This is a genomic window from Pseudomonas sp. TE12508, from assembly GCF_056279485.1.
Genome location: NZ_JBWCCN010000011.1, coordinates 219175 through 244801, shown reverse-complemented (window position 1 = coordinate 244801; position 25627 = coordinate 219175). Strand labels below are relative to the sequence as shown.

Below are 25627 nucleotides of genomic sequence, written 5' to 3'. Positions count from 1 at the left end.
CAGTCGCTGGTGCATCATTCAGATAGAGGTATCCAATATTGCTCGGGGATGTACCAAGCGTTGCACGCGAAATACGGTATTCGATGCTCAATGACGGACGGCTATGACTGCTACCAAAATGCCTTGGCAGAGCGGGTCAACGGGATATTAAAGACAGAGCTTATGCTCCAGCGGCCGCAGGATTTGCTGCAAGCGAAGAAGATGGTGAGTGAGTCGATATCGATCTACAACGGCGAGCGTCCGCACCTGTCTTTGAAATACAAAACGCCCGATGCGGTGCATCGGGCGTTAGGGTGAAACAGGTGTAAACCTATTTCAGGACTAGACATTCACCACTTCAAACGCGTAGGAGCTGCCGAAGGCTGCGATCTTTTTACTTTGCCTTTCAAGATCAAAAGATCGCAGCCTTCGGCAGCTCCTACAGGGCGATGGCGATCTCAAGGATGCCATCGCCGGTAAGCAGGTATCAGTCGATGTACTCAAACAACTTCACGATCTTCTGCACGCCGGAAACGCCTTGTACCAAATTGGTCGCCTGAGCCGCTTCCTGCTTGGTCAGCAGACCCAGCAAGTAGACGATGCCGTTTTCGGTCACAACCTTGATGCGCGAACCCGGGATGGAGGCATCGGTGAGCATCTGGGTCTTGATCTTGGTGGTCAACCAGGTGTCGTTCTGGCGCGCCAGCAGCGAGGAGGGCGCCAGTACTTGCAGCTCGTTGTGCACCCTCTTCACGCGCTGAACGGAGGCGGCAACCTGTTCGGCCTTGGCCTTGAGATCGGCGCGCGGCGTTTGCCCGGCGAGCAGCACGACACCGTTGAAGCTGGTGACGACGATGTGCGAGTCGTTGTCCAGGGCAGGATCAGCCTTGGCGATGTTCACGCCGACCTTGGTGTCGATCAGGGAGTCGTCGATCTTGCTGCCGAAGGTGCGGGTGCCGCGGTCATCATCGATCGGCGCTTCACGGCTGGCGTTAACCACCGACGTGCAGCCGCTGATGCCAAGGCACAGGGTCAAGGCCAGAAGGCCTAGGCGATTAGGGGTCATTCTTCACTCCCGAACAGTTGGCTGTCGATCAGATCGCAAAGGCAATGGATCGCCAGCAGGTGGACTTCCTGAATACGTGCGGTGACGTTGGCCGGTACGCGAATCTCGACGTCCTCAGGCAATAGCAGTGACGCCATGCCGCCGCCATCACGACCGGTCAATGCTACGACAATCATTTCGCGATCATGTGCGGCCTGGATCGCTTGAATTATGTTTGCCGAGTTGCCGCTGGTGGAAATCGCCAGCAAAACATCACCCGGCTGACCGAGGGCGCGGATCTGTTTGGAGAAGATTTCGTTGTAGCTGTAATCGTTGGCGATCGAGGTGATCGTCGAGCTGTCGGTGGTCAGCGCGATGGCGGGCAGGCTCGGGCGCTCGCGTTCGAAGCGGTTGAGCAGCTCGGAGGAGAAGTGCTGTGCGTCACCGGCGGAGCCGCCGTTGCCGCAGGACAGCATTTTGCCCTCGTTAAGCAGGGCGTTGACCATGACCTGGCTGGCTTGCTCGATGTGCGGTGCAAGTACGTCCATCGCCTGTTGCTTGGTGTCGATACTGGCCTGAAAAAGCTGGCGAATTCGCGATTGCATGTCCATCTGTGTGACCTTAATTAGCGCGGCTACTCGGCACATGAATGTGCAGCCCGCAAAGCAAAGAGCAAAAGTGTTGGGTGAAGGTGTCCGGTTCGGGACGCAAGCGATCAGCTGTCGAAGGCATTCTGCAACCAGTTCAACTGATCAAGGTTGCTGTCGATGGCAACCACGTCGAAGCGGCAGGGGGAATTGGCCCAACGCGACTCGCGCTGAAGAAAATACTGCGCGGCAAAAATCAGTTTCTGCCGTTTGCGCCCATCGATGCTATCGAGCGCACCACCCCATTGGGTGTTTTTTCTATAGCGGACTTCGACGAATACTACTGTATCGCCATCAAGCATGACCAGATCAAGCTCGCCGCGTTTACACAACCAGTTCTGCGCCAGCAGGCGCAGACCTTGTTGCTGAAGATGCTCGAGCGCATGACGCTCGGCATCTTTACCGCTTTGCTGGCGTGACCTGTCGGGCATCAGCGTGAGGTGTCCGGCAGGCGTTGAACCTGACCGTTAGTGAATTCTGCCCATGGCAACTGACGCTCGACCCGTTGACTCTGAGTCATGCCCAGGCTGCCCGATTGACCCTGGATGCGGCTATCCGGCAAGGCCTTGAGTTGCCCCAGACGCGGTGCCAGGCGATAGGCGTCAACGCCCATCGCGTACAGACGGCCCAGGCTGCCGCCGGCTTGTGGCCATTGTGCAGTGACCTGTTTGCGCAGCGGGTCATTGGCATCCAGTAGCCATGGGGTTTCGCAGAAGCGAATACCGTTCATGTCGTTGTACTGGTTCTGATCGCCACTGGCGCTGAATACGTGGGAGGTGGCGTAAACCGGCACATCACCCGCGTACTGGAAGTTCAGGGTCGGTTTGATCTGTTGAGCCTGTTGCGGCGTCGCGGCCAGGAAGATGAACTCGATGTCCTGACGACGCGAAGGTTGTGCGGCAACCTGCGAGCCAACGGTGCTTTGCAGGCTCTTGGCACGGCCTTCGCTCTGGCGCAGCTGGAACATGTCGGCAATCTGCTGGGCCAGTTGTACCGGCTGGTCGACGCGCTCGGTAGCGACAATGCTGCCACCGTTGGCTTGCCAATCCTGGCTGAACGCCTTGTAGACGCGGTCGCCCCATTCGCCTTTCGGCACCATGATCGCGGCGCGATGCAGGCCATCGGCGCGTGCACGGCGAGACACTTCGCGGGCTTCGTCTTCAGCGGCAAGACCGAACTGGAACAGTTGGGCCGGACCTTGTGCGCCTTCGCTGTAGTTCAGGGCCAGGGTAGTGATCGGCAGTTGCGGGCGGGCGCTGAGCTGTTTGACCAGCGGCTTCTCCAGCGGACCGACTACCAGTTGCACGCCATCGGCCTGGGCCTTGCGATAGAACTCGTCGAGGGAGGTCAGGCGCGAGCTGTCATAGAACTCGATGGCTGGCGGCTTCTGCCCGGCTTGTTGCGCCTGGTAGTGAGCAGCCATGAAGCCTTCACGCAGTGCTTTGCCGACCGAAGCCAGCGGGCCGTCTTGCGGCAGCAGCAGGGCAATCTTGCTCAGGGGCTGGCTGGCCAGTTCCTTGAGTTTGGTCAGTGGTAGCGGCAGCTGGATGGCAGCCGGGTGTTTTGGATTCTGCTCGCGCCAGTTGTCGATCGCGGCTTGCTGCTGTTCCAGGGTGCCGGCCGTTTTCACCACCAGCGCCAGACGGATCCAGCCGCCGAGGTCATCGTCGGTGGTCGGCTGCAATTGATCGGTCGGCAGCGAAGCGATCAGGGTCCAGATCGCTTCGTGGTTTTTGCTGGCTGCTTCACCTTCAAGCATCGGCGCAATAAAGATGCGCTCCCGTGCGGCGGCCAGGGTCTGGCCGTCGGCCTCAAGGGCGCGGGCATGAACGGTGCCGGTGCGAACCTGTTGTTCGACGGGCAGTTCGCTCAGGCGTTGCAGGCTCGGATGGCTCAGGGCAGTCAGCGCCGCTTTGGGCTGATTGCGGGTCATGGCCAGTTCAGCCGCCAGGGTGTTGGCGAAGACTTGTTGGCCAGGCTTGAGTTGTTCCACCGGCACCTGTTGCAGGATTTGCGCGGACTGGCCGGCATTGCCCTGGCGATAAGCCAGGTCTGCCGCGCTCAAGCGCAGTAGAGCGGCTTTTTCCGGGTCTTTGCTTCGAGTGGCCTGTTCGAGCAGTTGCTCGATACTGGCATCCGGGGTCCGTGGAAGTTCGCCAAGGCTGGAAGAGGGCGAGCTGGCGCAAGCCGCCAGCAAGGCAGCGAGGCAGAGGGCAGTGAACAGCCGCAGGCAAGCGATCATGTAGTGTTCCTGATACTCGATCAAATTAGCGTGGAATTGTACCCAAGCACTGGCCGGGGCGCGATGTTACTGGCGTGAATCGATCAATTTAGCTCATGCAAATGTTGCAGCACTGCACAAAAGGCTGGAAAAACCGCGGAGGGGGAGGCGTATCGCAAGCGCCGCTACGCGCTACAATGTCGCCTTTTACCGATCATGAGGTGTGCGCTTTGACTGTTCCAGGTGCTTTGAATTCCGCTGCTGGCTCGCTTTATGTGGTGGCGACGCCCATCGGCAACCTGGACGACATCAGTGCGCGTGCGCTGAAGATCCTGCGTGAGGTCGCCTTGATCGCGGCCGAAGACACTCGCCATTCCCAGCGATTGATGCAGCATTTCGGTATCCCCACACCGCTGGCGGCCTGCCATGAACACAATGAGCGTGAGGAGGGTAACCGCTTTATCACGCGTCTGCTGGCGGGCGATGATGTGGCGTTGATTTCCGACGCCGGGACGCCGCTGATTTCCGATCCGGGTTATCACCTGGTGCGTCAGGCTCGTGCCGCAGGGATCAATGTGGTGCCGGTTCCGGGGGCGTGTGCCTTGATTGCGGCATTGTCGGCCGCGGGCCTGCCGTCCGACCGTTTCATCTTCGAAGGTTTTTTGCCGGCCAAGGCTGTCGGCCGACGGGCTCGTTTGGAGCTCGTTAAAGAAGAGCCGCGCACGCTGATTTTCTATGAAGCACCGCACCGCATCCTCGAGTGCCTGCAAGACATGGAGCTGGTATTTGGTGCCGAGCGTCCGGCGTTGCTGGCGCGGGAACTGACCAAGACCTTCGAAACCCTCAAAGGCTTGCCGCTGGCCGAGTTGCGCGAGTTCGTCGAATCGGACAGCAATCAGCAGCGTGGCGAGTGTGTAGTGCTGGTGGCGGGCTGGACTGCCCCTGAGACCGAAGACGCTGTCAGCAGTGAAGCCATGCGTATTCTCAATCTGTTACTCGAAGAGATGCCGCTCAAGCGTGCGGCGGCATTGGCGGCGCAAATTACCGGCGAACGCAAGAATGTGCTCTATCAGGTCGCGCTGGATAAACAGAAGGGCGAGTAAACCGACGTGCAGCGCCGGCCAGAGGCTTTTAGCGCTTGTTCTTCGGTCGCTCTGCCGTTAATCTTCGCGGCGGAGAGTCGATCGGACAGTCGCTGCCCTCTATGAAAATTAGGGGGGGGAGGAAAGTCCGGGCTCCATAGGGCGAAGTGCCAGGTAATGCCTGGGAGGCGTGAGCCTACGGAAAGTGCCACAGAAAATAACCGCCTAAGCGCTTCGGCGCCGGTAAGGGTGAAAAGGTGCGGTAAGAGCGCACCGCACGTCTGGCAACAGTTCGTGGCTAGGTAAACCCCACTTGGAGCAAGACCAAATAGGGTCCCAAGGCGTGGCCCGCGCTGGGACCGGGTAGGTTGCTAAAGATGTCCAGTGATGGCCATCGTAGACGAATGACTGTTCAAGACAGAACCCGGCTTACAGATCGACTCTCCACCTTTTTTTCCTCTCTGCCGAGTCATTGGCAGCGATGTGTGTAATGGCAATTTCCCTCCCTGCTGAATCAATAGCAGAAGCGCTTTTGTAATACCGAAAAAATCTTACTCTTAACAAACTACTTTAACTTCTGAACGCAGCCTTCTGTGCTGATTCAAGTTATCGAGTGAATTCATCCGTCAGATTCTCGTTAACCCTCCTCTTACGCTGCTAAATCTCCGTTCTGTAAGGCTTTTCCTTTAATCCGCGCCTTGACGGTGTGGTGGGCGCATTCCTATAGTGTGCGCAAGTGGCGGAAAGTGGCATGAAGTGGGTTTTTTGAGCGTAAAACGCTAATATTTGGAGAAACGCTGACGTGTTTCGCGGAGCTAACGCTATCAGTCTCGATGCAAAGGGCCGTCTCGCAATGCCGAGCCGGTACCGTGACGAGCTGGTTTCGCGTAGTTCCGGTCAATTAATCGTCACCATCGATGCCGTTGATCCGTGTTTGTGTGTTTATCCCCTCGATGAGTGGGAAATTATCGAAACCAAACTGCGCGCACTGCCTTCGCTTCGCGAAGAGAACCGCCGCCTGCAACGTTTACTGATTGGTAATGCCGTCGACCTCGAGCTCGATGGCAGTGGTCGTTTTCTGGTTCCGCCACGTCTTCGCGAATATGCCAAGTTGGATAAGCGCGCGATGTTGGTAGGCCAACTGAACAAGTTCCAATTGTGGGACGAGGATGCCTGGGATGCGGTTTCTGCCGCTGACCTGGCTGCTATTCAACAACCGGGCGCCATGCCTGATGAACTGCGTGATTTAATCCTGTGACTATTGATAGCGGCTTTAACCACATCACCGTACTGCTTGACGAAGCCGTCGAGGCTCTCGCCGTACGTCCTGATGGCTGCTATCTGGACGGTACGTTCGGACGTGGCGGGCACAGTCGGTTGATCCTCAGCCAGCTCGGGCCAGATGGCCGGTTGCTCGGATTCGACAAAGATCCTCAAGCGATTGCCACCGGGCAAACGCTAGCGGCCGAAGACGGCCGCTTTGTCGTTGTGCAGCGCAGCTTTGCCGAGCTCGGTTCGGAAGTCGCCGAACGCGGTCTGGCCGGCAAGGTCAGCGGTGTTCTGCTCGACCTCGGCGTGTCCTCGCCACAACTCGACGATCCTGAACGCGGCTTCAGCTTCCTCAACGACGGTCCGTTGGACATGCGCATGGACCCGTCCCGCGGGATCAGCGCCGCCGAGTTCGTCAACACCGCGCCGGTGGAAGAAATTGCCCGTGTGTTCAAGCAATACGGCGAGGAGCGTTTCTCCGGACGCATGGCGCGTGCCGTGGCCGAGCGTCGCGACATCAAGCCGTTCGAGCGCACTGGCGATCTGGCTGAAGTGCTGAAAGTCGCCAACCCCGCATGGGAAAAGGGCAAGAACCCGGCCACCCGTGCATTCCAGGGCCTGCGTATTCACGTCAACAACGAACTGGGCGATCTGGAAGCCGGCCTCGAAGCGGCGCTGGAATGCCTGGAAGTGGGCGGCCGTCTGGTTGTCATCAGCTTCCACTCGCTGGAAGACCGCATCGTCAAACTGTTCATGCGCAAACTGGTGAAAGGCGAAGCCGACAACCTGCCGCGCAATCTGCCGGTCCGTCACGTTGCTTTCGAACCGGTAATCAAAATCCATGGCAAAGCGCAGACCGCCTCGGAGGCCGAACTCAAAGCCAACCCACGTTCCCGTAGTGCCGTCATGCGTGTCGCGGAGAAGTTGCGGTGAGCAAGCTTTTCGCCAAGCCACTTCCCGGCGGAAGCTTTTTCATGCTGCTGTTGTTTGCCGGCGTGCTTGTGTCGGCTATAGGCGTGTCCTATAGCGCGCACTGGAACCGTCAGTTGCTCAATTCGCTGTACGGCGAATTGAGCGTGCGCGACAAGGCGCAGGCGGAGTGGGGCCGGTTGATTCTCGAGCAGAGTACCTGGACCGCCCATAGCCGCATCGAAGTCCTGGCCACCGAGCAACTGAAGATGCGCATTCCCGGCGCCGCTGAAGTGCAGATGGTGGCGCCATGATGAAACTCGAAGGCGCGCTTTTTCCATGGCGGTTCCGTCTGGTGGTCGGGTTGCTCGGCATCATGGTGGCGGCGATTGCCTGGCGCATCATCGATTTGCAAGTGGTCGACCGTGCCTTCCTTAAAGGTCAGGGCGATGCGCGCAGTGTTCGTCATATTCCAATTCCGGCTCACCGTGGTCTGATCACCGACCGTAACGGCGAGCCGTTGGCCGTGAGTACCCCGGTCACCACCCTGTGGGCCAACGCCAAGGAAATGCAAACGGCCAAAGAGAAGTGGCCGGCACTGGCGGCTGCCTTGGGGCAGGACCCGAAAGCCCTGGCCGAACGTCTCGAAGCCCAGGCCAACAAAGAATTCATTTATCTGGTGCGCGGGCTGACCCCCGAGCAGGGCCAGGCTGTGCTCGATCTGAAAGTGCCGGGCGTTTATGGCATCGAAGAGTTCCGGCGTTTCTACCCGGCCGGTGAAGTCACCGCCCACATGGTCGGCTTTACCGACATCGATGACCACGGACGCGAAGGCGTCGAGTTGGCCTACGACGAATGGCTGGCTGGCGTCCCCGGCAAGCGGCAGGTGATCAAGGACCGGCGCGGCCGGCTGATCAAAGATGTCCAGGTCACCAAAAACGCCAAGGCCGGCAAGCCCTTGGCGTTGTCCATTGACCTGCGTCTGCAATACCTGGCCAACCGCGAGCTGCGCAATGCGATCATCGAGAACGGCGCCAAGGCTGGCAGCCTGGTGATCATGGACGTGAAGACCGGCGAGATCCTGGCCATGGTCAACCAGCCGACCTACAACCCGAACAACCGTCGCAACCTGCAACCGGCGATGATGCGCAACCGCGCGATGATCGACGTATTCGAGCCGGGTTCGACTATGAAAGCGATCTCCATGAGTGCCGCGATTGAAACCGGGCGCTGGAAGCCGACCGATACCGTCGAAGTGTATCCAGGCACCTTGCAGATTGGTAAGTACACCATCAAGGACGTATCGAAGAGTGAAGGCCCGGTACTCGACCTGACCGGTATCCTGATCAATTCCAGTAACGTCGGCATGAGTAAGGTCGCATTCGATATCGGCGGCGAAACGATTTTCCGCCTGGCGCAGAAAGTCGGCCTTGGCCAGGACACCGGGCTCGGATTCCCGGGCGAGCGCGTCGGCAACCTGCCGAACTACCGCGAATGGCGCAAGGCTGAAACCGCCACGCTGTCCTACGGCTACGGTATTTCCGTGACTGCGATCCAGTTGGTCCACGCCTTCTCGGCCCTGGCCAACAATGGTCGCCTTGCGCCGCTGACCCTGATCAAAACCGACAAGGCACCGCAAACCACACAGGTATTGCCGGAAGCTGTCGCGAAAACCATGCAAACCATGCTGCAACAAGTGATCGAAGCCCCGCGCGGTGTATTCCGTGCGCAAGTGCCGGCGTATCACGTGGGCGGCAAGTCGGGTACCGCGCGTAAAACGTCGGTCGGCACCAAAGGCTACGCCGAGAATTCCTACCGCTCGCTGTTCGCCGGCTTCGGCCCGATGAACGATCCGCGCTACGCAATCGTGGTGGTGATCGATGAGCCGACCAAGGCCGGTTACTTCGGTGGTCTGGTATCGGCCCCGGTGTTCAGCAAAGTGATGTCCGGGACCCTGCGCCTGATGAACATCACCCCGGACAACCTGCCTGCCACTCAACAAGCGAACGCCGCACCGGTCGTTCCGCTGAAAGCTAATGGAGGGCGCGGCTGATGTCGCTGAGCCTGAACAAGATTTTCGCCCACGCCGGCCGCGATCTGTTGATCCGCGAATTGGCGCTGGACAGCCGCAACGTACGAGCAGGCGATCTGTTTCTCGCGGTTCCTGGTGGCAAGTTCGACGGGCGTGCGCACATCGCCGACGCCTTGCAACGCGGCGCTGCTGCCGTGGCTTATGAAGTCGAAGGCGCGACTGTGCTGCCGATCACCGACGTGCCGCTGATTCCGGTCAAAGGCCTGGCGGCGCAGCTGTCGGACATCGCCGGGCGCTTTTATGGCGACCCGAGCCGTCATTTGAACCTGATCGGCGTGACTGGCACCAACGGTAAAACCAGCGTGACGCAATTGATCGCCCAGGCGCTCGACCTGCTGGGGCAGCACTGCGGCATTGTAGGCACCCTGGGCTCCGGTTTCTACGGAGCGCTGGAAAGCGGTCTGCATACCACGCCGAACCCGATTGCGGTGCAAGCGACCCTCGCCGACCTGAAAAAAGCCGGCGCCAAGGCCGTGGCCATGGAAGTCTCTTCCCACGGCCTGGATCAGGGCCGCGTGACGGCGTTGGCATTCGATGTGGCGGTGATGACCAACCTGTCGCGCGATCATCTGGATTACCACGGCACCATGCAGGCCTATGGCGAAACCAAGGCCAAGTTGTTTGCCTGGAATGATCTGAAGTGCCGGGTGGTCAACCTGGACGACGATTTCGGCCGGCAACTGGCTGGCGATGAAGGCGAGTCGCGACTGATTACTTACAGCCTGGAAGATTCCAGCGCCTACCTGTATTGCCGCCAAGCGCAGTTCGACGACGAAGGCGTGCGCGCCACGCTGGTCACGCCGCAAGGCGAACACCATTTGCGCAGCACCTTGCTCGGCCGTTTCAACCTGAGCAACGTCTTGGCAGCCATCGGCGCCTTGCTCGGGCTGGACTACGCACTGGACGAAATCCTCAAAGTACTGCCGAAACTCGAAGGCCCGGCCGGTCGCATGCAGCGCCTGGGTGGCGGTACTCAGCCGTTGGTGGTGGTCGATTACGCCCACACACCGGATGCGCTGGAAAAAGTCTTGATGGCCCTGCGTCCACACGCCAAAGGCCGGTTGCTGTGCCTGTTCGGTTGCGGCGGTGATCGCGATCGCGGCAAGCGTCCGCTGATGGCGGAAGTGGTCGAGCGTCTGGCCGATGGCGTACTGGTCACCGATGACAATCCGCGCACCGAAGACCCAACAGTGATTTTCGACGACATCCGCGCCGGTTTTACCGCTGTGGATAAAGTGACCTTCGTCGCCGGCCGTGGCCAGGCGATTGCCCAATTGATCGCCAGCGCATCGGCCGATGACGTGATTGTCCTGGCCGGTAAAGGTCACGAGGACTATCAGGAAATCAACGGCGAGCGCCACGCTTTCTCCGATCTGGTCGAGGCCGATCACGCCCTGACCGCGTGGGAGGTGGCCCATGCTTAAAGCCTTGAAACTGAGCGAACTGACCAGTGCATTGAATGGCCGCCTGATTGCCAGCGACGCCAGCTTCGACGGCGTCAGCATCGACAGCCGCGCAATCAAGCCCGGCCAGTTGTTTATTGCTCTGGCCGGCCCGCGTTTCGATGGCCATGACTACCTCAATGACGTCGCCGCCAAAGGCGCCGTGGGTGCCCTGGTCGAGCGCGAGGTTGCCGACAGCGCGCTGCCGCAACTGCTGGTCAAGGACACCCGCCAGGCCCTCGGCCAATTGGGCGCGATGAACCGCGCTGCGTTCACTCATCCGGTCGCGGCCATCACCGGTTCCAGCGGCAAGACCACGGTCAAGGAAATGCTTGCGAGTATCCTGCGTACGCGCGGTCCGGTGCTGGCGACCCGTGGCAACCTGAACAACGACCTCGGTGTTCCGCTGACCCTGCTCGAACTGGCGCCGGAACACACGGCGGCGGTCATCGAGTTGGGGGCTTCGCGTCTTGGCGAGATTGCCTACACCGTTGCCATGACCAAACCGCATGTCGCTGTGCTGAACAATGCCGGCACTGCCCACGTCGGTGAGTTCGGTGGCCCGGAAAAAATCGTCGAGGCCAAGGGCGAGATTATTGAAGGGCTGGATGCCTCGGGCATCGCCGTGCTGAATCTCGACGACAAGGCGTTCCCGATCTGGAAGGCCCGTGCCGCTGCCCGACGGGTGCTGAGTTTCTCTCAGCTGGATGCCACCGCAGATTTCCATGCCAGCTTCATCGTTTCCGATGCACGCGGCTGCCCTGCATTCGAACTGCACACGCCGCAAGGTATTGCCCGGATTCAATTGAACCTGCTCGGCGGGCACAACGTCACCAACGCAGTCGCCGCTGCCGCGGCGGCTCACGCCCTGGGCGTGTCCTTGTCGCATATCGCTTCGGGGCTCAATGCAGTGCAACCGGTCAAGGGTCGTGCCGTCGCGCAACTGGCGACTAACGGTATGCGCGTGATCGATGACACGTACAACGCAAACCCCACCTCCATGTGCGCCGCCGTTGATATACTCGCCGGCTTTTCCGGCCGCACCGTTCTGGTGCTCGGAGATATCGGCGAGTTGGGCGATTGGGCGGAGCAGGGGCACCGCGATGTGGGCGAGTACGCCCGCGGCAAGGTTTGCGCGCTTTACGCGGTCGGGCCAATGATGACCCACGCCGTAAACGCTTTCGGCGAGCAGGCTTTTCACTTCAGCACTCAGGCTGAGCTGATCAAGGCCCTGGAAGCCGAGCAGGACACAAACACCACCATTTTGATCAAGGGCTCGCGCAGCGCCGCGATGGAAAACATCGTCGCCGCTTTGTGCGGGACCCGTCTGGAGAAACATTAATGCTGCTGCTGCTAGCGGAGTATCTGCAACAGTTCTACAAAGGCTTCGCGGTCTTTCAGTACCTGACCCTGCGCGGGATCCTCGGTGTGCTGACCGCGTTGGTCTTGTCGCTGTGCTATGGCCCGTGGATGATCCGCACTTTGCAGAACCGTCAGATCGGTCAATCCGTTCGCAACGACGGCCCGCAATCGCACCTGTCCAAATCCGGCACCCCGACCATGGGCGGCGCGCTGATTCTTTCGTCCATCGGTGTCAGCACCTTGCTTTGGGCCGACCTGGCCAACCGTTACGTTTGGGTGGTGTTGTTGGTCACCCTGCTGTTCGGTGCCATCGGCTGGGTAGACGACTACCGCAAAGTCATCGAGAAAAACTCTCGCGGCCTTCCGAGCCGCTGGAAGTATTTCTGGCAGTCGGTGTTCGGCCTGGGCGCGGCGATCTTCCTTTATATGACTGCCGCGACGCCGGTAGAAACCACCCTGATCCTGCCGATGCTCAAGGACTACAGCATTCCACTGGGCGCGGGTTTCATCGTCCTGACCTATTTCGTGATTGTCGGCTCGAGCAACGCGGTCAACCTGACCGATGGCCTCGACGGTCTGGCGATCATGCCTACCGTGATGGTCGGCGGCGGTTTGGGGATCTTCTGCTACCTGTCGGGTAACGTGAAATTCGCTGAATACCTGCTGATCCCTTACGTACCGGGCGCGGGTGAGTTGATTGTGTTCTGCGGCGCGCTGATCGGTGCGGGCCTGGGGTTCCTGTGGTTCAACACCTATCCGGCCCAAGTGTTCATGGGCGACGTCGGCGCACTGGCGCTGGGCGCGGCTTTGGGCACCATCGCGGTGATCGTCCGTCAGGAAATCGTCCTGTTCATCATGGGCGGCGTGTTCGTGATGGAGACCCTGTCAGTCGTCATTCAGGTTGCCTCCTTTAAGCTGACCGGTCGCCGTGTGTTTCGCATGGCACCGATACACCACCACTTTGAACTCAAGGGCTGGCCCGAGCCGCGTGTGATCGTCCGTTTCTGGATCATCACCGTGATTCTGGTACTGGTCGGCCTTGCCACCCTGAAGCTGAGGTAGAACGAGTGTCTCTGATCGCTTCTGACCACTTCCGCATCGTTGTCGGCCTCGGCAAGAGCGGCATGTCCCTGGTTCGCTTCCTGGCGAACCGGGGCGTGTCGTTTGCTGTCGCCGATACGCGGGAAAATCCACCGGAACTGGCCACGCTCAAGCGTGACTATCCGCACGTGGAAGTGCGTTGTGGCGAGCTGGACGTCGAATTCCTGTGCCGTGCCGATGAGCTCTACGTGAGCCCCGGCCTGGCGCTGGCGACCCCGGCCCTGCAGGCTGCCGCCGCCCGTGGCGTGAAGTTGTCCGGCGACATCGAGCTGTTCGCGCGTAACGCGAAGGCGCCGATTGTCGCCATCAGCGGTTCCAACGCCAAAAGCACCGTCACCACCCTGGTCGGCGAAATGGCGGCTGCGGCTGGCAAGCGTGTTGCTGTCGGCGGCAATCTCGGCACACCGGCGCTGGATTTGCTCAGCGACGACATCGAGTTGTACGTGATGGAGTTGTCGAGCTTCCAGCTCGAAACCACCGATCAACTCAACGCCGAAGTGGCGACCGTGCTCAACATCAGTGAAGACCACATGGACCGCTACAGCGGTCTGCCGGCCTATCACCTGGCCAAGCACCGGATCTTCCGGGGCGCGAGGCAGTTTGTGGTCAACCGTCAGGACGCCCTGAGCCGTCCGCTGATGGGTGAAGGTCAGCCGTGCTGGACCTTCGGTTTGAGCAAACCCGATTTCAAGGCCTTCGGGATCCGGGAAGAGGATGGCGAGAAATACCTAGCCTTCGAATTCCAGAACCTGATGCCGGTGCGCGAATTGAAAATTCGTGGCGCGCATAACCAGTCCAACGCCCTCGCGGCCTTGGCACTGGGGCATGCCGTCGGCCTGCCGTTCGACGCCATGCTTTCGGCCCTGCGCAATTTCGCCGGGCTCGAGCATCGCTGCCAATGGGTACGCGAGCTGAATGGCGTGAGCTACTACAACGACTCCAAAGCCACCAACGTCGGTGCTGCTCTGGCCGCCATCGAAGGCCTGGGCGCGGACATCGACGGCAAGCTTGTGCTGATCGCCGGTGGCGATGGCAAGGGCGCTGAATTCAAGGATTTGCGTGATCCAGTGTCGGCCAACTGCCGCGCCGTCATTTTGATGGGCCGTGATTCCGACAAGATCGGCGAGGCCATCGGCGATGCCGTGCCGCTGATTCGCGTCGGCTCGCTGATCGAAGCGGTCGAGCAATGCCGCGCTATCGCCGAAAAGGGCGATGCGGTGCTGCTGTCGCCAGCCTGCGCCAGTTTCGACATGTTTAAGAACTACGAAGATCGCGGTCACCAGTTTGTCCGCGCCGTGGAGGACTTGGCATGAGCCTCCTGAATATCATCAAGCCGTACCCGTCGCCGATCATCACCGGGCGCGGCATCGACCTCGATTTCCCGATGCTCGCCGGTTGCCTGGCGTTGCTGGGCCTGGGGCTGGTCATGATTGCATCGGCATCCACTGAAGTGGCGGCGGTGCAGTCGGGCAGTGCCCTGTATTACATGATCCGCCACCTTATCTACGTGGTGCTGGGACTTGGCGCCTGCATCGTCACCATGATGATTCCGATCGCTACCTGGCAACGCCTGGGGTGGCTGATGCTGATTGGTGCATTCGGTTTGCTGGTGATGGTGATCATCCCCGGCATTGGCCGTGAAGTGAACGGTTCGATGCGCTGGATCGGCTTCAGCTTCTTCAACGTTCAGCCTTCCGAGATCGCCAAGGTGTTCGTGGTGATCTACCTCGCCGGTTATCTGGTGCGTCGCCAGAAAGAAGTACGTGAAAGCTGGATGGGTTTCTTCAAGCCGTTCATCGTTCTGCTGCCGATGGCAGGGCTGTTGCTGATGGAACCGGACTTCGGTGCCACCGTCGTGATGATGGGGGCTGCTGCTGCGATGCTGTTCCTCGGCGGCGTCGGGCTGTTCCGTTTTTCCTTGATGGTTGTCCTGGCTGTCGGTGCGGTGGTGTTGTTGATTCAAATGCAGCCGTATCGAATGGCGCGACTGACCAACTTTGCGGACCCGTGGGCCGACCAGTTCGGTGCGGGCTATCAGTTGTCTCAAGCCTTGATCGCTTTCGGTCGCGGCGAATGGCTGGGCGTTGGCCTGGGCAACAGCGTGCAGAAACAGTTCTACCTGCCGGAAGCCCACACTGACTTCGTGTTCTCGGTCCTGGCCGAAGAACTGGGTGCCGTGGGTTCGTTGTGCACCTTGGCGCTGTTCGTCTTTGTCTGTATTCGTGGCATGTACATCGGTTATTGGGCCGAGAAGGCCAAACAATTTTTCGCCGCTTACATCGCGTATGGCTTGTCGTTCCTGTGGATCGGTCAGTTCCTGATCAACATCGGAGTGAACGTAGGCCTATTGCCGACCAAGGGGCTGACTCTGCCATTCCTCAGTTATGGCGGCAGTTCGTTGGTGATCTGCTGTGCCTGTCTTGGCTTGTTGCTGCGCATCGAGTGGGAGAGTCGAACCCACTTGGGCAGTGAAGAGATGGAGTTCCATGAGAGCGACTTCGCCGAGGAGCCGAACCATGGGCGCTAACGTATTGATCATGGCTGGCGGCACCGGGGGCCACGTGTTCCCGGCACTGGCCTGCGCTCGCGAGTTCCAGGCCCGCGGTTACACCGTGCACTGGTTGGGCACGCCGCGCGGGATCGAGAACGATCTGGTGCCGGCGGCCGGCCTTCAATTGCATCGGATCAACGCCAGCGGTTTGCGCGGCAAGGGCAAATTGTCCCTGCTCAAGGCACCGTTCATGTTACTCAAGTCGATCTGGCAGGCGCGGGCGATCATTCGTCAGCTGCGACCAGTCTGCGTGGTCGGCTTCGGGGGTTATGTGACCGGGCCCGGCGGCGTTGCAGCCAAATTGGCTGGCGTGCCGGTGATCGTTCACGAACAGAACGCCGTGGCCGGTACCGCCAATCGGTTGCTGGTGCCGTTGGCCGCCCGAGTCTGTGAAGCGTTCCCCGACACCTTTACCCTGTCGAACAGCCGTCGCACCACCGGTAACCCGGTGCGTACCGAGCTGTTCCTCGAAACACCGCGACCTGCCCTGGCCGGTCGCAAGGCGCGTTTGCTGATCCTGGGCGGAAGCCTGGGCGCAGAGCCGTTAAACAAGTTGCTGCCTGAAGCCCTGTCGCAAGTCGCTCCCGACCTGCGTCCGGACGTGTTTCATCAGGCCGGCAAAAACCACGATGAAGTGACTGCAGAGCGCTATCGCGCAGCTGGCGTCGAGGCACAAGTGCAGCCTTTCATCAAAGACATGGCCCAAGCCTATGGCTGGGCCGACCTGGTGGTGTGCCGCGCAGGCGCATTGACCATCAGTGAACTGGCGGCTGCCGGTCTGCCCTCGATGCTGGTGCCTTTGCCCCACGCGATCGACGATCACCAGACCCGCAACGCCGACTATTTGGCCCGTGAAGGCGCTGCCTTCCTGATGCCGCAAAGAACGACTGGCGCAGCGGATCTTGCCGCTCGCCTGACAGAGGTCTTGATGCAACCGCAACGACTCAACGACATGGCCACCGCGGCACGCCGCCTGGCCAAACCCGATGCCACTCGTAACGTGGTCGATACCTGCCTGGAGGTGGCCCATGGTTGAGAACAAAAAAGCCATGCCGCACCCGGAAATGCGCCGCATCCGTCGCATCCACTTCGTCGGTATCGGCGGCGTGGGCATGTGCGGCATTGCCGAAGTGTTGCTGAACCTGGGCTATGAAGTGTCCGGTTCCGACCTGAAAGCATCGCCGGTGACCGAGCGCCTGGAATCCTTCGGTGCCCACATTTATATCGGCCACCGTGCCGAGAACGCCGCGAACGCCGATGTGCTGGTCACCTCCAGCGCTGTGAACACTTCCAACCCGGAAGTTGCCACCGCCCTGGAACGCCGAATTCCGGTGGTGCCACGGGCCGAGATGCTGGCTGAATTGATGCGCTACCGCCACGGCATCGCCGTCGCCGGTACCCACGGCAAAACCACCACCACCAGCCTGATCGCTTCGGTGTTCGCCGCCGGTGGCCTGGACCCGACGTTCGTCATCGGTGGTCGTCTGAATGCCGCGGGCACCAATGCCCAGCTCGGCACCAGCCGCTACCTGATCGCCGAAGCCGACGAAAGCGATGCCAGCTTCCTGCACTTGCAGCCGCTGGTGGCCGTGGTCACCAACATCGACGCCGACCACATGGCGACCTACGACGGCGACTTCAACAAACTGAAGAAAACCTTCGTCGAGTTCCTGCACAACCTGCCGTTCTACGGCTTGGCAGTGGTGTGCCTGGACGATCCGGTGGTGCGTGAAATCCTGCCGCAGGTGAAGCGTCCGACGGTCACTTACGGCTTTGGCGACGACGCCGATGTGCGTGCCATCAATGTGCGTCAGCAGGGCATGCAGACCTTCTTTACCGTGCTGCGCCCTGATCGCGAGCCGCTGGATGTGTCGGTGAACATGCCGGGCAACCACAACGTGCTGAACGCGCTGGCGACCATTTGCATCGCCACCGACGAAGGCGTCAGCGATGAAGCCATCGTCCAGGGCCTGTCCGGCTTCCAGGGTGTTGGCCGTCGCTTCCAGGTGTACGGCGAACTGCCGGTTGATGGCGGCAACGTGATGCTGGTGGATGATTACGGTCACCACCCGACCGAAGTCGCGGCCGTGATCAAAGCCGTGCGCGGTGGCTGGCCGGAGCGCCGTCTGGTGATGGTTTATCAGCCACACCGTTACAGCCGCACCCGCGACCTGTACGACGATTTCGTCAATGTGCTGGCCGACGCCAACGTGCTGCTGTTGATGGAAGTCTACCCGGCCGGCGAAGAGCCGATCCCGGGCGCTGATAGTCGCAAGCTGTGCAACAGCATTCGCCAGCGCGGTCAGCTCGACCCGATCTACATCGAGCGCGGCATCGACCTCGCGCCAATCGTCAAGCCGCTGCTGCGTGCCGGCGACATTCTGTTGTGCCAGGGCGCCGGTGATATCGGCGGTCTCGCACCGAAACTATTGAACAGTCCGTTGTTCGCTGGCGCGGTTGCCGCGCCAAGCGTGGGGAAGTTGAAATGACTGCTGCTTACGCCAACCTCGTCTCCACTATCGCGCCGAAAGACTTCGGCCGTGTCGCCGTGCTGTTCGGCGGCAAGAGTGCCGAGCGTGAAGTCTCCCTGAAGTCGGGTAACGCGGTGCTCGATGCATTGCAAAGCGCCGGTGTGGATGCCTTCGGTCTTGATGTGGGCGATGACCTGCTGCAGCGTCTGCTGAACGAAAAAATCGACCGCGCCTTCATCATCCTCCACGGTCGTGGCGGTGAAGACGGCAGCATGCAGGGCCTGCTCGAATGCCTGGGCATTCCGTACACCGGCAGCGGCATTCTGGCCTCGGCACTGGCCATGGACAAACTGCGCACCAAGCAGGTCTGGCACAGCCTCGGGATTCCGACGCCACGCCATGCGGTACTGAGCTCTGAGGCCGATTGTATTTCGGCGGCCACGGAACTGGGCTTCCCTTTGATCGTCAAACCGGCCCATGAAGGTTCCAGTATCGGGATGGCCAAAGTGACCTCCGCGTCCGAATTGATCGACGCATGGAAAGCGGCCAGTACCTACGATTCGCAAGTGTTGGTCGAGCAATGGATTCAAGGTCCGGAGTTCACCATCGCCACCCTGCGTGACCAGGTGTTGCCTCCAATCGCCCTGGGCACAACCCACAGTTTCTACGACTACGACGCCAAGTACGTGGCTTCCGATACCCAGTACCGGATCCCGTGTGGCCTGGACAGCAACAAAGAAAAAGAACTCATGGACCTCACGGCCAAAGCCTGTGAGGCGCTGGGTATCGCCGGTTGGGGCAGGGCAGACGTGATGCAGGACGCCGACGGGCAGTTCTGGTTCCTGGAAGTCAACACCGCACCGGGCATGACCGATCACAGTCTGGTTCCGATGGCGGCCCGTGCCGCTGGCCTGGATTTCCAGCAACTGGTTCTGGCTATTCTGGCCGCCAGCGTTACCGGCAATGCTGCCGGTAACCAAGAGCCGACAAGAGGTTAAGACCATGCAAGGCGCTCAGCTACGTCATCAGCCTTCCGCACCCGGCCGCAAGCCGGTGCCGCGGGGTGCCAGCCGAATGGTGGCCAAAGAGCCGATGTCCGCGCGCCTGCCGAAAGCCAATTTTGGTTTTCTGAAAAGTCTGTTCTGGCCCGTGCTGTTGGTCGCGCTGGGGTTCGGCACTTATGAAGGCGCACAGCGTTTGCTGCCGTACGCCGACCGGCCGATCACCAAGATCGCGGTGCAGGGCGATTTGAGTTACATCAGCCAGCAAGCGGTGCAGCAGCGGATCGCCCCCTACGTGGCGTCGAGCTTCTTCACCATCGACCTGGAGAGCATGCGTACCGAGCTTGAACAGATGCCATGGATTGCCCACGCCGAAGTGCGTCGGGTGTGGCCGGATCAGGTGGTGATTCGCCTGGAAGAACAACTGCCGGTGGCCCGCTGGGGCGATGAGTCGCTGCTGAACAACCAGGGGCAGGCGTTCACCCCGCGCGAGCTGGCGAACTACGAACACTTGCCACAGCTGTTCGGCCCGCAGCGGGCCCAGCAGCAAGTGATGCAGCAATACCAGGTGCTGAGCCAGATGCTCAGGCCATTGGGCTTCTCGATTGCACGCCTGGAGTTGCGTGAACGAGGCAGTTGGTTCCTGACCACCGGCGCCGGCAGCGCGGGCCCGGGAATCGAACTGCTGCTGGGACGCGGCAAGCTGGTGGAAAAGATGCGCCGCTTCATTGCCATCTATGACAAGACGCTCAAAGAGCAGATTACGAACATTGCGCGCATCGATCTGCGCTACGCCAACGGCCTCGCTGTTGGCTGGCGGGAACCTGTAGCGCCCACGACAGCCCAACCCGCTGTCGCGAAGAATTAAGAAGAGGCAGGACCCATGGCAAACGTGCAAAGCGGCAAAATGATCGTCGGTCTCGATATCGGCACCTCCAAGGTGGTGGCGCTGGTCGGCGAGGTCTCGGACGACGGCACGCTCGAAATCGTCGGGATCGGTACTCATCCGTCCCGCGGCCTGAAAAAAGGCGTAGTGGTGAACATTGAGTCCACCGTCCAGTCGATCCAGCGCGCTATTGAAGAAGCGCAGCTGATGGCCGGTTGCCGGATTCACTCGGCGTTTGTCGGCGTGGCCGGCAATCACATCCGCAGCTTGAACTCCCATGGCATCGTGGCGATTCGTGATCGCGAAGTCAGCTCCGCCGACCTTGAGCGCGTTCTCGACGCTGCCCAGGCTGTGGCGATCCCGGCTGACCAGCGCGTTCTGCACACACTGCCGCAGGATTATGTGATTGATAACCAGGAAGGCGTTCGCGAGCCGCTGGGCATGTCCGGCGTGCGTCTGGAAGCCAAGGTTCACGTCGTCACTTGCGCCGTCAACGCCGCACAGAACATTGAAAAATGCGTGCGCCGCTGCGGTCTGGAAATCGACGACATCATTCTCGAGCAGTTGGCCTCGGCCTACTCGGTCCTGACCGACGACGAGAAAGAGCTGGGCGTGTGCCTGGTGGACATCGGCGGCGGCACCACCGACATCGCGATCTTCACCGAAGGCGCGATCCGTCACACCGCGGTGATCCCGATTGCGGGCGACCAGGTGACCAACGACATCGCCATGGCGCTGCGCACCCCGACCCAGTACGCCGAAGAAATCAAGATTCGCTACGCCTGCGCCCTGGCCAAACTGGCCGGTGCCGGTGAAACCATCAAGGTGCCGAGCGTCGGCGACCGTCCACCGCGCGAGCTGTCCCGTCAGGCCCTGGCCGAAGTGGTCGAGCCGCGTTACGACGAGCTGTTCACCCTGATCCAGGCCGAACTGCGTCGCAGTGGCTACGAAGACCTGATCCCGGCCGGCATCGTGCTGACTGGCGGTACGTCGAAGATGGAAGGCGCGGTGGAACTGGCCGAAGAAATCTTCCACATGCCGGTTCGCCTGGGCGTGCCGCATGGCGTCAAGGGCCTGGACGACGTGGTCCGCAACCCGATTTATTCCACCGGCGTTGGCCTGTTGATGTACGGCCTGCAGAAGCAGTCCGACGGGATTTCATTCTCGGGCATCGGCAGCCGCGACAGCTACAGCAATGACGAACCGAAAGTCGCCTTGCTCGATCGCTTCAAGAGCTGGGTACAAGGCAATTTCTAAAGCTTTACCGCAACACCGCTTCAAACAGCAGTAGGCGAAAAAACTAGAGAATGTAAGGAGAGGGAAAATGTTCGAACTCGTAGACAACATCCCCGCAAGCCCGGTAATTAAAGTTATCGGTGTTGGCGGTGGCGGCGGCAACGCTGTCAATCACATGGTCAAGAGCAACATTGAAGGCGTTGAATTCATCTGCGCCAACACTGATGCCCAAGCGCTGAAAAGCATCGGCGCGCGGACCATCCTGCAACTGGGCACCGGCGTGACCAAAGGCCTGGGCGCCGGCGCCAACCCTGAAGTAGGTCGTCAGGCCGCTCTCGAAGACCGTGAGCGCATTGCCGAAGTCCTGCAGGGCACCAATATGGTGTTCATCACCACCGGCATGGGCGGTGGTACCGGTACCGGTGCTGCGCCGATCATTGCCGAAGTGGCCAAGGAAATGGGGATCCTCACCGTTGCGGTGGTGACCCGTCCGTTCCCGTTCGAAGGTCGCAAGCGTATGCAGATCGCCGACGAAGGCATTCGTCTGCTGTCTGAAAGCGTCGACTCGTTGATCACCATTCCCAACGAGAAGCTGCTGACCATCCTCGGTAAAGACGCAAGCCTGCTGTCGGCTTTCGCCAAGGCCGACGATGTACTGGCCGGTGCCGTTCGCGGTATCTCCGACATCATCAAGCGTCCGGGCATGATCAACGTCGACTTTGCCGACGTGCGTACGGTGATGAGCGAAATGGGCATGGCGATGATGGGCACTGGCTGCGCCAGCGGTCCGAACCGTGCACGCGAGGCCACCGAAGCGGCCATTCGCAACCCGTTGCTCGAAGACGTGAACCTGCAAGGCGCACGCGGCATCCTGGTGAACATCACCGCCGGTCCTGACCTGTCCCTGGGTGAGTACTCCGACGTGGGTAGCATCATCGAAGCCTTCGCTTCCGAGCACGCAATGGTCAAGGTCGGTACCGTTATCGATCCGGACATGCGCGACGAGCTGCACGTGACTGTTGTTGCCACCGGTTTAGGCGCTAAAATCGAGAAGCCTGTGAAGGTCATCGACAATACCGTTCACACCTCGATGGCTTCCCAGCCACAACAACAAGCCCCTGTTCGTCAAGAACAGCCTGCGGTGAATTACCGTGACCTGGATCGTCCGACCGTCATGCGCAACCAGGCTCAGGCCGGTGCTGCGACTGCCGCGAAGATGAACCCGCAAGATGACCTGGACTACCTGGACATCCCGGCTTTCCTGCGTCGTCAGGCCGATTGATGAAATGTATCAGGGGTATTAGGGTGATTGGTGTTCAGCAAAGGTCTGGTCTGCTATCATCGCCAGCCTTTGTTGATACCAGTTCGCAATTTGCGCTGAAGCGGCCCATGCCATGATAAAACAACGCACCCTGAAGAATATTATCCGTGCCACAGGTGTCGGCCTGCACTCCGGGGAGAAGGTCTACCTGACCCTCAAGCCAGCGCCCGTCGACACCGGCATTGTGTTTTGTCGTGCTGACCTCGACCCTGTGGTGCAGATTCCTGCCCGCGCGGAAAACGTTGGCGAAACCACTATGTCGACCACGCTTGTTAGCGGTGACGTCAAAGTGGACACGGTGGAGCACCTGCTCTCGGCCATGGCTGGCCTGGGCATCGATAACGCCTACGTCGAGCTCTCCGCGTCCGAAGTCCCGATCATGGATGGTAGCGCTGGACCCTTCGTATTCCTGATTCAATCGGCCGGCCTGGAAGAACAGGACGCCGCCAAGAAGTTCATCCGGATCCTGCGGGAAGTGACAGTGGAAGACGGCGACAAGCGCGCCACTTTCGTCCCTTTCGAAGGTTTCAAAGTGAGCTTCGAGATCGATTTCGATCACCCGGTTTTCCGTGACCGCACACAAAGTGCAAGCGTGGATTTTTCCAGCACTTCGTTCGTAAAAGAAGTCAGCCGCGCCCGTACCTTTGGTTTCATGAGTGACATCGAGTACCTGCGCAAGCACAACCTCGCACTCGGCGGCAGCGTTGAAAACGCTATTGTGGTCGACGCGGATGGTGTACTGAACGAAGACGGCCTTCGCTATGAAGACGAATTCGTGAAGCACAAGATCCTCGATGCAATTGGTGACCTCTACCTGCTGGGCAATAGCCTGATTGGTGAGTTCAAGGGCTTCAAGTCCGGACATGCATTGAACAACCAGCTGCTGCGCAAGTTGATTGAGCAGACAGATGCTTGGGAAGTCGTGACTTTCGAAGACGCCAGCACTGCACCGATCTCTTACATGCGTCCTGTTGCGGCCGTGTAAGCAAAAAACCTCTCTAGTTTTTTAAAGGCTACCTTCGGGTGGCCTTTTTTTATGGCTTCGGGAAAGTGGTATTTTGTGGTGTCTGTCGGCCTCTTCGCGGGCAAGCCCGCTCTGCGTCGTGCCCGAATCCGCGTCAACCGCAGAACCTGTGGGAGCCGGGCTTGCCCGCGATAGGGCCAGCCGTCACAACGCAGATCTATGTAGCGACCACCCGATTCCGCCCACTTTCCTTGGCCTGATACAGCGCCTTGTCTGCCGTATACAACAACTGCTCCAGGCTGATATCGGATGCTGTCGTCCAGGTACTGATACCGATACTGACAGTAATCGGCGACGTATCGCCCCCCACCAACGGCAACTGCTCCACTGCTGCGCGGATGGTGTCGGCAATCTGTTGCGCGCCGACGCTGTCGGTTTCGGCCAGGATCACCGAAAACTCCTCGCCACCGTAACGGGCGACCAGATCCGCCGGCCGTCGAACATGGGTGCCGATCACTTTGGCCACCCAGCGCAAGGCATCGTCGCCGCCCTGATGGCCATGGCGATCGTTGAACGCCTTGAAGTGATCGACATCAATCATCAGCACCGACAATGGCAGACCGGAACGTTGGGCGCGAAACCATTCATGGTGCAAGGCCTGATCCAGGCTTCGACGGTTGGCCAGACCGGTCAAAGGGTCGGTAGCGGCCAGTTGTGCCAGTTCCTGCTCGGCACTTTGACGCCGACGCAATTCCCGGCAGAGCAACCAGGTCAGCCACAGCAAGCTCACACACAAGGCAATGGTCGCGAAGCTGACCACCACAGCAGTGCGCTTCCAGGCCGCAAAGACCTCATCACTGGACAGCGCAACGATGACAATCAGCGGCAGGTTCCCGACCTTGGAGAAGGTGTACAAGCGCTTGTCACGGTATCGATCGGACATGCTGGTGAAGCTGCCGTTGCCTTCTTTGACGATGCGTTGGAAATTGGGACGGTGACTGAAGTTCTTGCCGATCAGCTCTTCGGCCAGACGTGGTTGCTGAGCCAGAAGAGTCCCGTCCTTGCTGATCAGATTGACCGTGCTGTCGCGGCCGATGCTCAAACTGTTGAACAACTGATCGAAGTAACTCAACCGCATGGCGGCTTCGGCCACGCCCAGGAACTCACCCTGGGGGCCGTTCACCCGGCGACTGAAACTGATACGCCAATCCTGTTCGGGCAACCTGGCTCTGAAGGGGGGACTGATGAACATGCCCGGGTCCGGGTTGTTCACGTGAGACTGGAAGTATTCGCGATCGGCATAGTTGCCCTGCCTGGGCTCCACCGAGGCCGAGTCGGCGATCACGTCGCCCTTGTTGTCGAGCAACAAAATGTTGCCCTTGTACGGCGCGGCAGTGGCGCGGTCGAAATAGGCCAGATGGCGAATGGCTGGAGAAACGCTCTTGAGGTCTTCTCGCTGGGAGGCAGCGATCAAACCCAGCAGGGACACATCATAGAGTTCGACATTGCGCAGCACGTCGGCGTCGATCAATTGCACGATATTGTTGGCGGCGCGAGCAGCGGACAATTCGGCATTGGCGCGTTCACGGATCAGCAGAAAGGTCACGATGCTGAGTATCGCAATCACCAACAACAAACTGCCGAGAACCAGAAGCCGCTCCGATCGTGTCGAACGGATCGGATGTTGAGATTTCGCACTGCTCACACTCATGGTTCTGACTTCTGCAAATAAGGCGTTATGAAAGTTCTTTTACAAGAATCGGGCAGAGTCCCAGAAACCGGTCGCGTTCAGAGCGCCTGTATAAATGCCGGATAAAAAAAAGGCCAGCAAAACATGCTGGCCTTTTGCTAATTGAAGCTTAGAAGACATTCAGCGGGTAGTCGATAATTACCCGGTGTTGGTGGTTTGGTAGTTTTGTGGCGAGGGGGCTTGCCCCCGTTGGGCTGCGAAGCGGCCCCTAAACCGCGTTACATCATGCACACCGCGCAAGCCCGTTTACGACTGCTTCGCAGCCGAACGGGGGCAAGCCCCCTCGCCACGGGGTTCT

22 protein-coding genes, 1 other RNA gene and 1 pseudogene are annotated in these 25627 nt (G+C 59.9%); 19 read left to right on the top strand and 5 right to left on the bottom strand.

Translation table 11 applies throughout. The features are described 5' to 3' along the window. Window positions 1-325, top strand: a pseudogene (locus tag ACZ9IM_RS17210) (transposase); the annotation flags it as partial. Between the two features lie 141 nt (window positions 326-466). On the opposite strand, the gene ACZ9IM_RS17205 reads toward ACZ9IM_RS17210, so the two are convergent. The 4 genes from ACZ9IM_RS17205 to ACZ9IM_RS17190 form a co-directional block, all read right to left on the bottom strand. Further along, the gene (locus ACZ9IM_RS17205) at window positions 467-1045 is read right to left on the bottom strand and encodes a BON domain-containing protein (RefSeq protein WP_427626562.1); all 579 of its coding nucleotides are present in this window, start codon (window positions 1043-1045) and stop codon (window positions 467-469) included. After that, on the bottom strand, window positions 1042-1635 hold the full coding sequence (locus tag ACZ9IM_RS17200; RefSeq protein ID WP_007904374.1) for a phosphoheptose isomerase: 594 nt from the start codon (window positions 1633-1635) through the stop codon (window positions 1042-1044). The genes ACZ9IM_RS17205 and ACZ9IM_RS17200 overlap by 4 nt, the downstream gene beginning before the upstream one ends. A gap of 104 nt (window positions 1636-1739) precedes the next feature. After that, a complete protein-coding gene (locus ACZ9IM_RS17195) occupies window positions 1740-2102 on the bottom strand; it encodes a YraN family protein (protein WP_007904371.1) in 363 nt (120 codons plus the stop codon). After that, the gene (locus ACZ9IM_RS17190) at window positions 2102-3913 is read right to left on the bottom strand and encodes a penicillin-binding protein activator (protein WP_427626564.1); all 1812 of its coding nucleotides are present in this window, start codon (window positions 3911-3913) and stop codon (window positions 2102-2104) included. Before ACZ9IM_RS17190 ends, ACZ9IM_RS17195 begins: the two co-directional genes overlap by 1 nt. Before the next feature lie 176 nt (window positions 3914-4089). On the opposite strand from ACZ9IM_RS17190, the gene rsmI reads away from it, so the two are divergent. From rsmI to lpxC, 18 genes are all read left to right on the top strand, one after another. Continuing rightward, a complete protein-coding gene (rsmI, locus tag ACZ9IM_RS17185; protein WP_429429532.1) occupies window positions 4090-4995 on the top strand; it encodes a 16S rRNA (cytidine(1402)-2'-O)-methyltransferase in 906 nt (301 codons plus the stop codon). Window positions 4996-5068: 73 nt separating this feature from the next. Beyond that, an RNA gene (gene rnpB / locus ACZ9IM_RS17180) (RNase P RNA component class A) lies at window positions 5069-5422 on the top strand. 354 nt (window positions 5423-5776) lie between these two features. After that, the gene (gene mraZ, locus ACZ9IM_RS17175; RefSeq protein ID WP_008147486.1) at window positions 5777-6232 is read left to right on the top strand and encodes a division/cell wall cluster transcriptional repressor MraZ; all 456 of its coding nucleotides are present in this window, start codon (window positions 5777-5779) and stop codon (window positions 6230-6232) included. Further along, a complete protein-coding gene (rsmH, locus tag ACZ9IM_RS17170; protein WP_008072115.1) occupies window positions 6229-7176 on the top strand; it encodes a 16S rRNA (cytosine(1402)-N(4))-methyltransferase RsmH in 948 nt (315 codons plus the stop codon). Before mraZ ends, rsmH begins: the two co-directional genes overlap by 4 nt. Beyond that, window positions 7173-7466 (top strand): cell division protein FtsL, encoded by a 294-nt coding sequence (ftsL, locus tag ACZ9IM_RS17165; RefSeq protein WP_032830409.1) that lies wholly within the window; start codon window positions 7173-7175, stop codon window positions 7464-7466. Before rsmH ends, ftsL begins: the two co-directional genes overlap by 4 nt. Then, window positions 7466-9205: a peptidoglycan D,D-transpeptidase FtsI family protein gene (locus ACZ9IM_RS17160; protein ID WP_177409379.1), complete on the top strand. Its 1740-nt coding sequence runs from the start codon at window positions 7466-7468 to the stop codon at window positions 9203-9205. Before ftsL ends, ACZ9IM_RS17160 begins: the two co-directional genes overlap by 1 nt. Next, the gene (locus tag ACZ9IM_RS17155) at window positions 9205-10668 is read left to right on the top strand and encodes a UDP-N-acetylmuramoyl-L-alanyl-D-glutamate--2,6-diaminopimelate ligase (protein ID WP_476224520.1); all 1464 of its coding nucleotides are present in this window, start codon (window positions 9205-9207) and stop codon (window positions 10666-10668) included. Before ACZ9IM_RS17160 ends, ACZ9IM_RS17155 begins: the two co-directional genes overlap by 1 nt. Further along, window positions 10661-12028 carry a UDP-N-acetylmuramoyl-tripeptide--D-alanyl-D-alanine ligase gene (locus ACZ9IM_RS17150; RefSeq protein ID WP_476224519.1) on the top strand — a complete coding sequence of 456 codons (1368 nt, stop codon included), beginning with the start codon at window positions 10661-10663 and terminating at the stop codon, window positions 12026-12028. Before ACZ9IM_RS17155 ends, ACZ9IM_RS17150 begins: the two co-directional genes overlap by 8 nt. Next, entirely contained in the window at window positions 12028-13110 is a 1083-nt protein-coding gene (gene mraY / locus ACZ9IM_RS17145) for a phospho-N-acetylmuramoyl-pentapeptide-transferase (protein ID WP_007904350.1), read from the top strand. The genes ACZ9IM_RS17150 and mraY overlap by 1 nt, the downstream gene beginning before the upstream one ends. Before the next feature lie 5 nt (window positions 13111-13115). Continuing rightward, a complete protein-coding gene (murD, locus tag ACZ9IM_RS17140; RefSeq protein ID WP_476224518.1) occupies window positions 13116-14462 on the top strand; it encodes a UDP-N-acetylmuramoyl-L-alanine--D-glutamate ligase in 1347 nt (448 codons plus the stop codon). Continuing rightward, entirely contained in the window at window positions 14459-15676 is a 1218-nt protein-coding gene (gene ftsW, locus ACZ9IM_RS17135; RefSeq protein WP_123494465.1) for a putative lipid II flippase FtsW, read from the top strand. Before murD ends, ftsW begins: the two co-directional genes overlap by 4 nt. Then, complete coding sequence (gene murG, locus ACZ9IM_RS17130; RefSeq protein ID WP_007904335.1) at window positions 15666-16736, top strand: undecaprenyldiphospho-muramoylpentapeptide beta-N-acetylglucosaminyltransferase; 1071 nt, start codon at window positions 15666-15668, stop codon at window positions 16734-16736. The genes ftsW and murG overlap by 11 nt, the downstream gene beginning before the upstream one ends. Next, window positions 16729-18189: a UDP-N-acetylmuramate--L-alanine ligase gene (murC, locus tag ACZ9IM_RS17125; RefSeq protein ID WP_007904332.1), complete on the top strand. Its 1461-nt coding sequence runs from the start codon at window positions 16729-16731 to the stop codon at window positions 18187-18189. The genes murG and murC overlap by 8 nt, the downstream gene beginning before the upstream one ends. Continuing rightward, a complete protein-coding gene (locus ACZ9IM_RS17120; RefSeq protein WP_123494462.1) occupies window positions 18186-19169 on the top strand; it encodes a D-alanine--D-alanine ligase in 984 nt (327 codons plus the stop codon). Before murC ends, ACZ9IM_RS17120 begins: the two co-directional genes overlap by 4 nt. A 4-nt stretch (window positions 19170-19173) precedes the next feature. Then, window positions 19174-20040 carry a cell division protein FtsQ/DivIB gene (locus ACZ9IM_RS17115; RefSeq protein WP_007904320.1) on the top strand — a complete coding sequence of 289 codons (867 nt, stop codon included), beginning with the start codon at window positions 19174-19176 and terminating at the stop codon, window positions 20038-20040. 15 nt (window positions 20041-20055) lie between these two features. Beyond that, window positions 20056-21315 (top strand): cell division protein FtsA, encoded by a 1260-nt coding sequence (ftsA, locus tag ACZ9IM_RS17110; protein WP_007904319.1) that lies wholly within the window; start codon window positions 20056-20058, stop codon window positions 21313-21315. Window positions 21316-21382: 67 nt separating this feature from the next. Beyond that, window positions 21383-22576, top strand: coding sequence for a cell division protein FtsZ (gene ftsZ, locus ACZ9IM_RS17105; RefSeq protein WP_007904318.1), 1194 nt, complete (start codon window positions 21383-21385; stop codon window positions 22574-22576). A 112-nt stretch (window positions 22577-22688) separates the two neighbouring features. After that, window positions 22689-23600, top strand: coding sequence for a UDP-3-O-acyl-N-acetylglucosamine deacetylase (lpxC, locus tag ACZ9IM_RS17100; protein ID WP_007904315.1), 912 nt, complete (start codon window positions 22689-22691; stop codon window positions 23598-23600). Window positions 23601-23796: 196 nt separating this feature from the next. Here lpxC and ACZ9IM_RS17095 read toward each other — a convergent pair whose 3' ends face one another. Beyond that, on the bottom strand, window positions 23797-25290 hold the full coding sequence (locus tag ACZ9IM_RS17095) for a sensor domain-containing diguanylate cyclase (protein WP_427626576.1): 1494 nt from the start codon (window positions 25288-25290) through the stop codon (window positions 23797-23799). Window positions 25291-25627 lie beyond the last annotated feature (337 nt).

Bases quoted from the DNA above. Each gene is read 5' to 3' on its own strand.
- rsmI (WP_429429532.1), top strand. From the start codon at position 4,090: ATGTCGCCTTTTACCGATCATGAGGTGTGCGCTTTGACTGTTCCAGGT.
- ACZ9IM_RS17205 (WP_427626562.1), bottom strand. From the start codon at position 1,045: ATGACCCCTAATCGCCTAGGCCTTCTGGCCTTGACCCTGTGCCTTGGC.
- ACZ9IM_RS17200 (WP_007904374.1), bottom strand. From the start codon at position 1,635: ATGGACATGCAATCGCGAATTCGCCAGCTTTTTCAGGCCAGTATCGAC.
- ACZ9IM_RS17190 (WP_427626564.1), bottom strand. From the start codon at position 3,913: ATGATCGCTTGCCTGCGGCTGTTCACTGCCCTCTGCCTCGCTGCCTTG.
- ftsA (WP_007904319.1), top strand. From the start codon at position 20,056: ATGGCAAACGTGCAAAGCGGCAAAATGATCGTCGGTCTCGATATCGGC.
- ACZ9IM_RS17150 (WP_476224519.1), top strand. From the start codon at position 10,661: ATGCTTAAAGCCTTGAAACTGAGCGAACTGACCAGTGCATTGAATGGC.
- lpxC (WP_007904315.1), top strand. From the start codon at position 22,689: ATGATAAAACAACGCACCCTGAAGAATATTATCCGTGCCACAGGTGTC.
- ACZ9IM_RS17155 (WP_476224520.1), top strand. From the start codon at position 9,205: ATGTCGCTGAGCCTGAACAAGATTTTCGCCCACGCCGGCCGCGATCTG.
- murG (WP_007904335.1), top strand. From the start codon at position 15,666: ATGGGCGCTAACGTATTGATCATGGCTGGCGGCACCGGGGGCCACGTG.
- ACZ9IM_RS17195 (WP_007904371.1), bottom strand. From the start codon at position 2,102: ATGCCCGACAGGTCACGCCAGCAAAGCGGTAAAGATGCCGAGCGTCAT.
- ACZ9IM_RS17115 (WP_007904320.1), top strand. From the start codon at position 19,174: ATGCAAGGCGCTCAGCTACGTCATCAGCCTTCCGCACCCGGCCGCAAG.
- ACZ9IM_RS17160 (WP_177409379.1), top strand. From the start codon at position 7,466: ATGAAACTCGAAGGCGCGCTTTTTCCATGGCGGTTCCGTCTGGTGGTC.
- murC (WP_007904332.1), top strand. From the start codon at position 16,729: ATGGTTGAGAACAAAAAAGCCATGCCGCACCCGGAAATGCGCCGCATC.
- ftsZ (WP_007904318.1), top strand. From the start codon at position 21,383: ATGTTCGAACTCGTAGACAACATCCCCGCAAGCCCGGTAATTAAAGTT.
- ACZ9IM_RS17095 (WP_427626576.1), bottom strand. From the start codon at position 25,290: ATGAGTGTGAGCAGTGCGAAATCTCAACATCCGATCCGTTCGACACGA.
- mraY (WP_007904350.1), top strand. From the start codon at position 12,028: ATGCTGCTGCTGCTAGCGGAGTATCTGCAACAGTTCTACAAAGGCTTC.
- ftsW (WP_123494465.1), top strand. From the start codon at position 14,459: ATGAGCCTCCTGAATATCATCAAGCCGTACCCGTCGCCGATCATCACC.
- ACZ9IM_RS17120 (WP_123494462.1), top strand. From the start codon at position 18,186: ATGACTGCTGCTTACGCCAACCTCGTCTCCACTATCGCGCCGAAAGAC.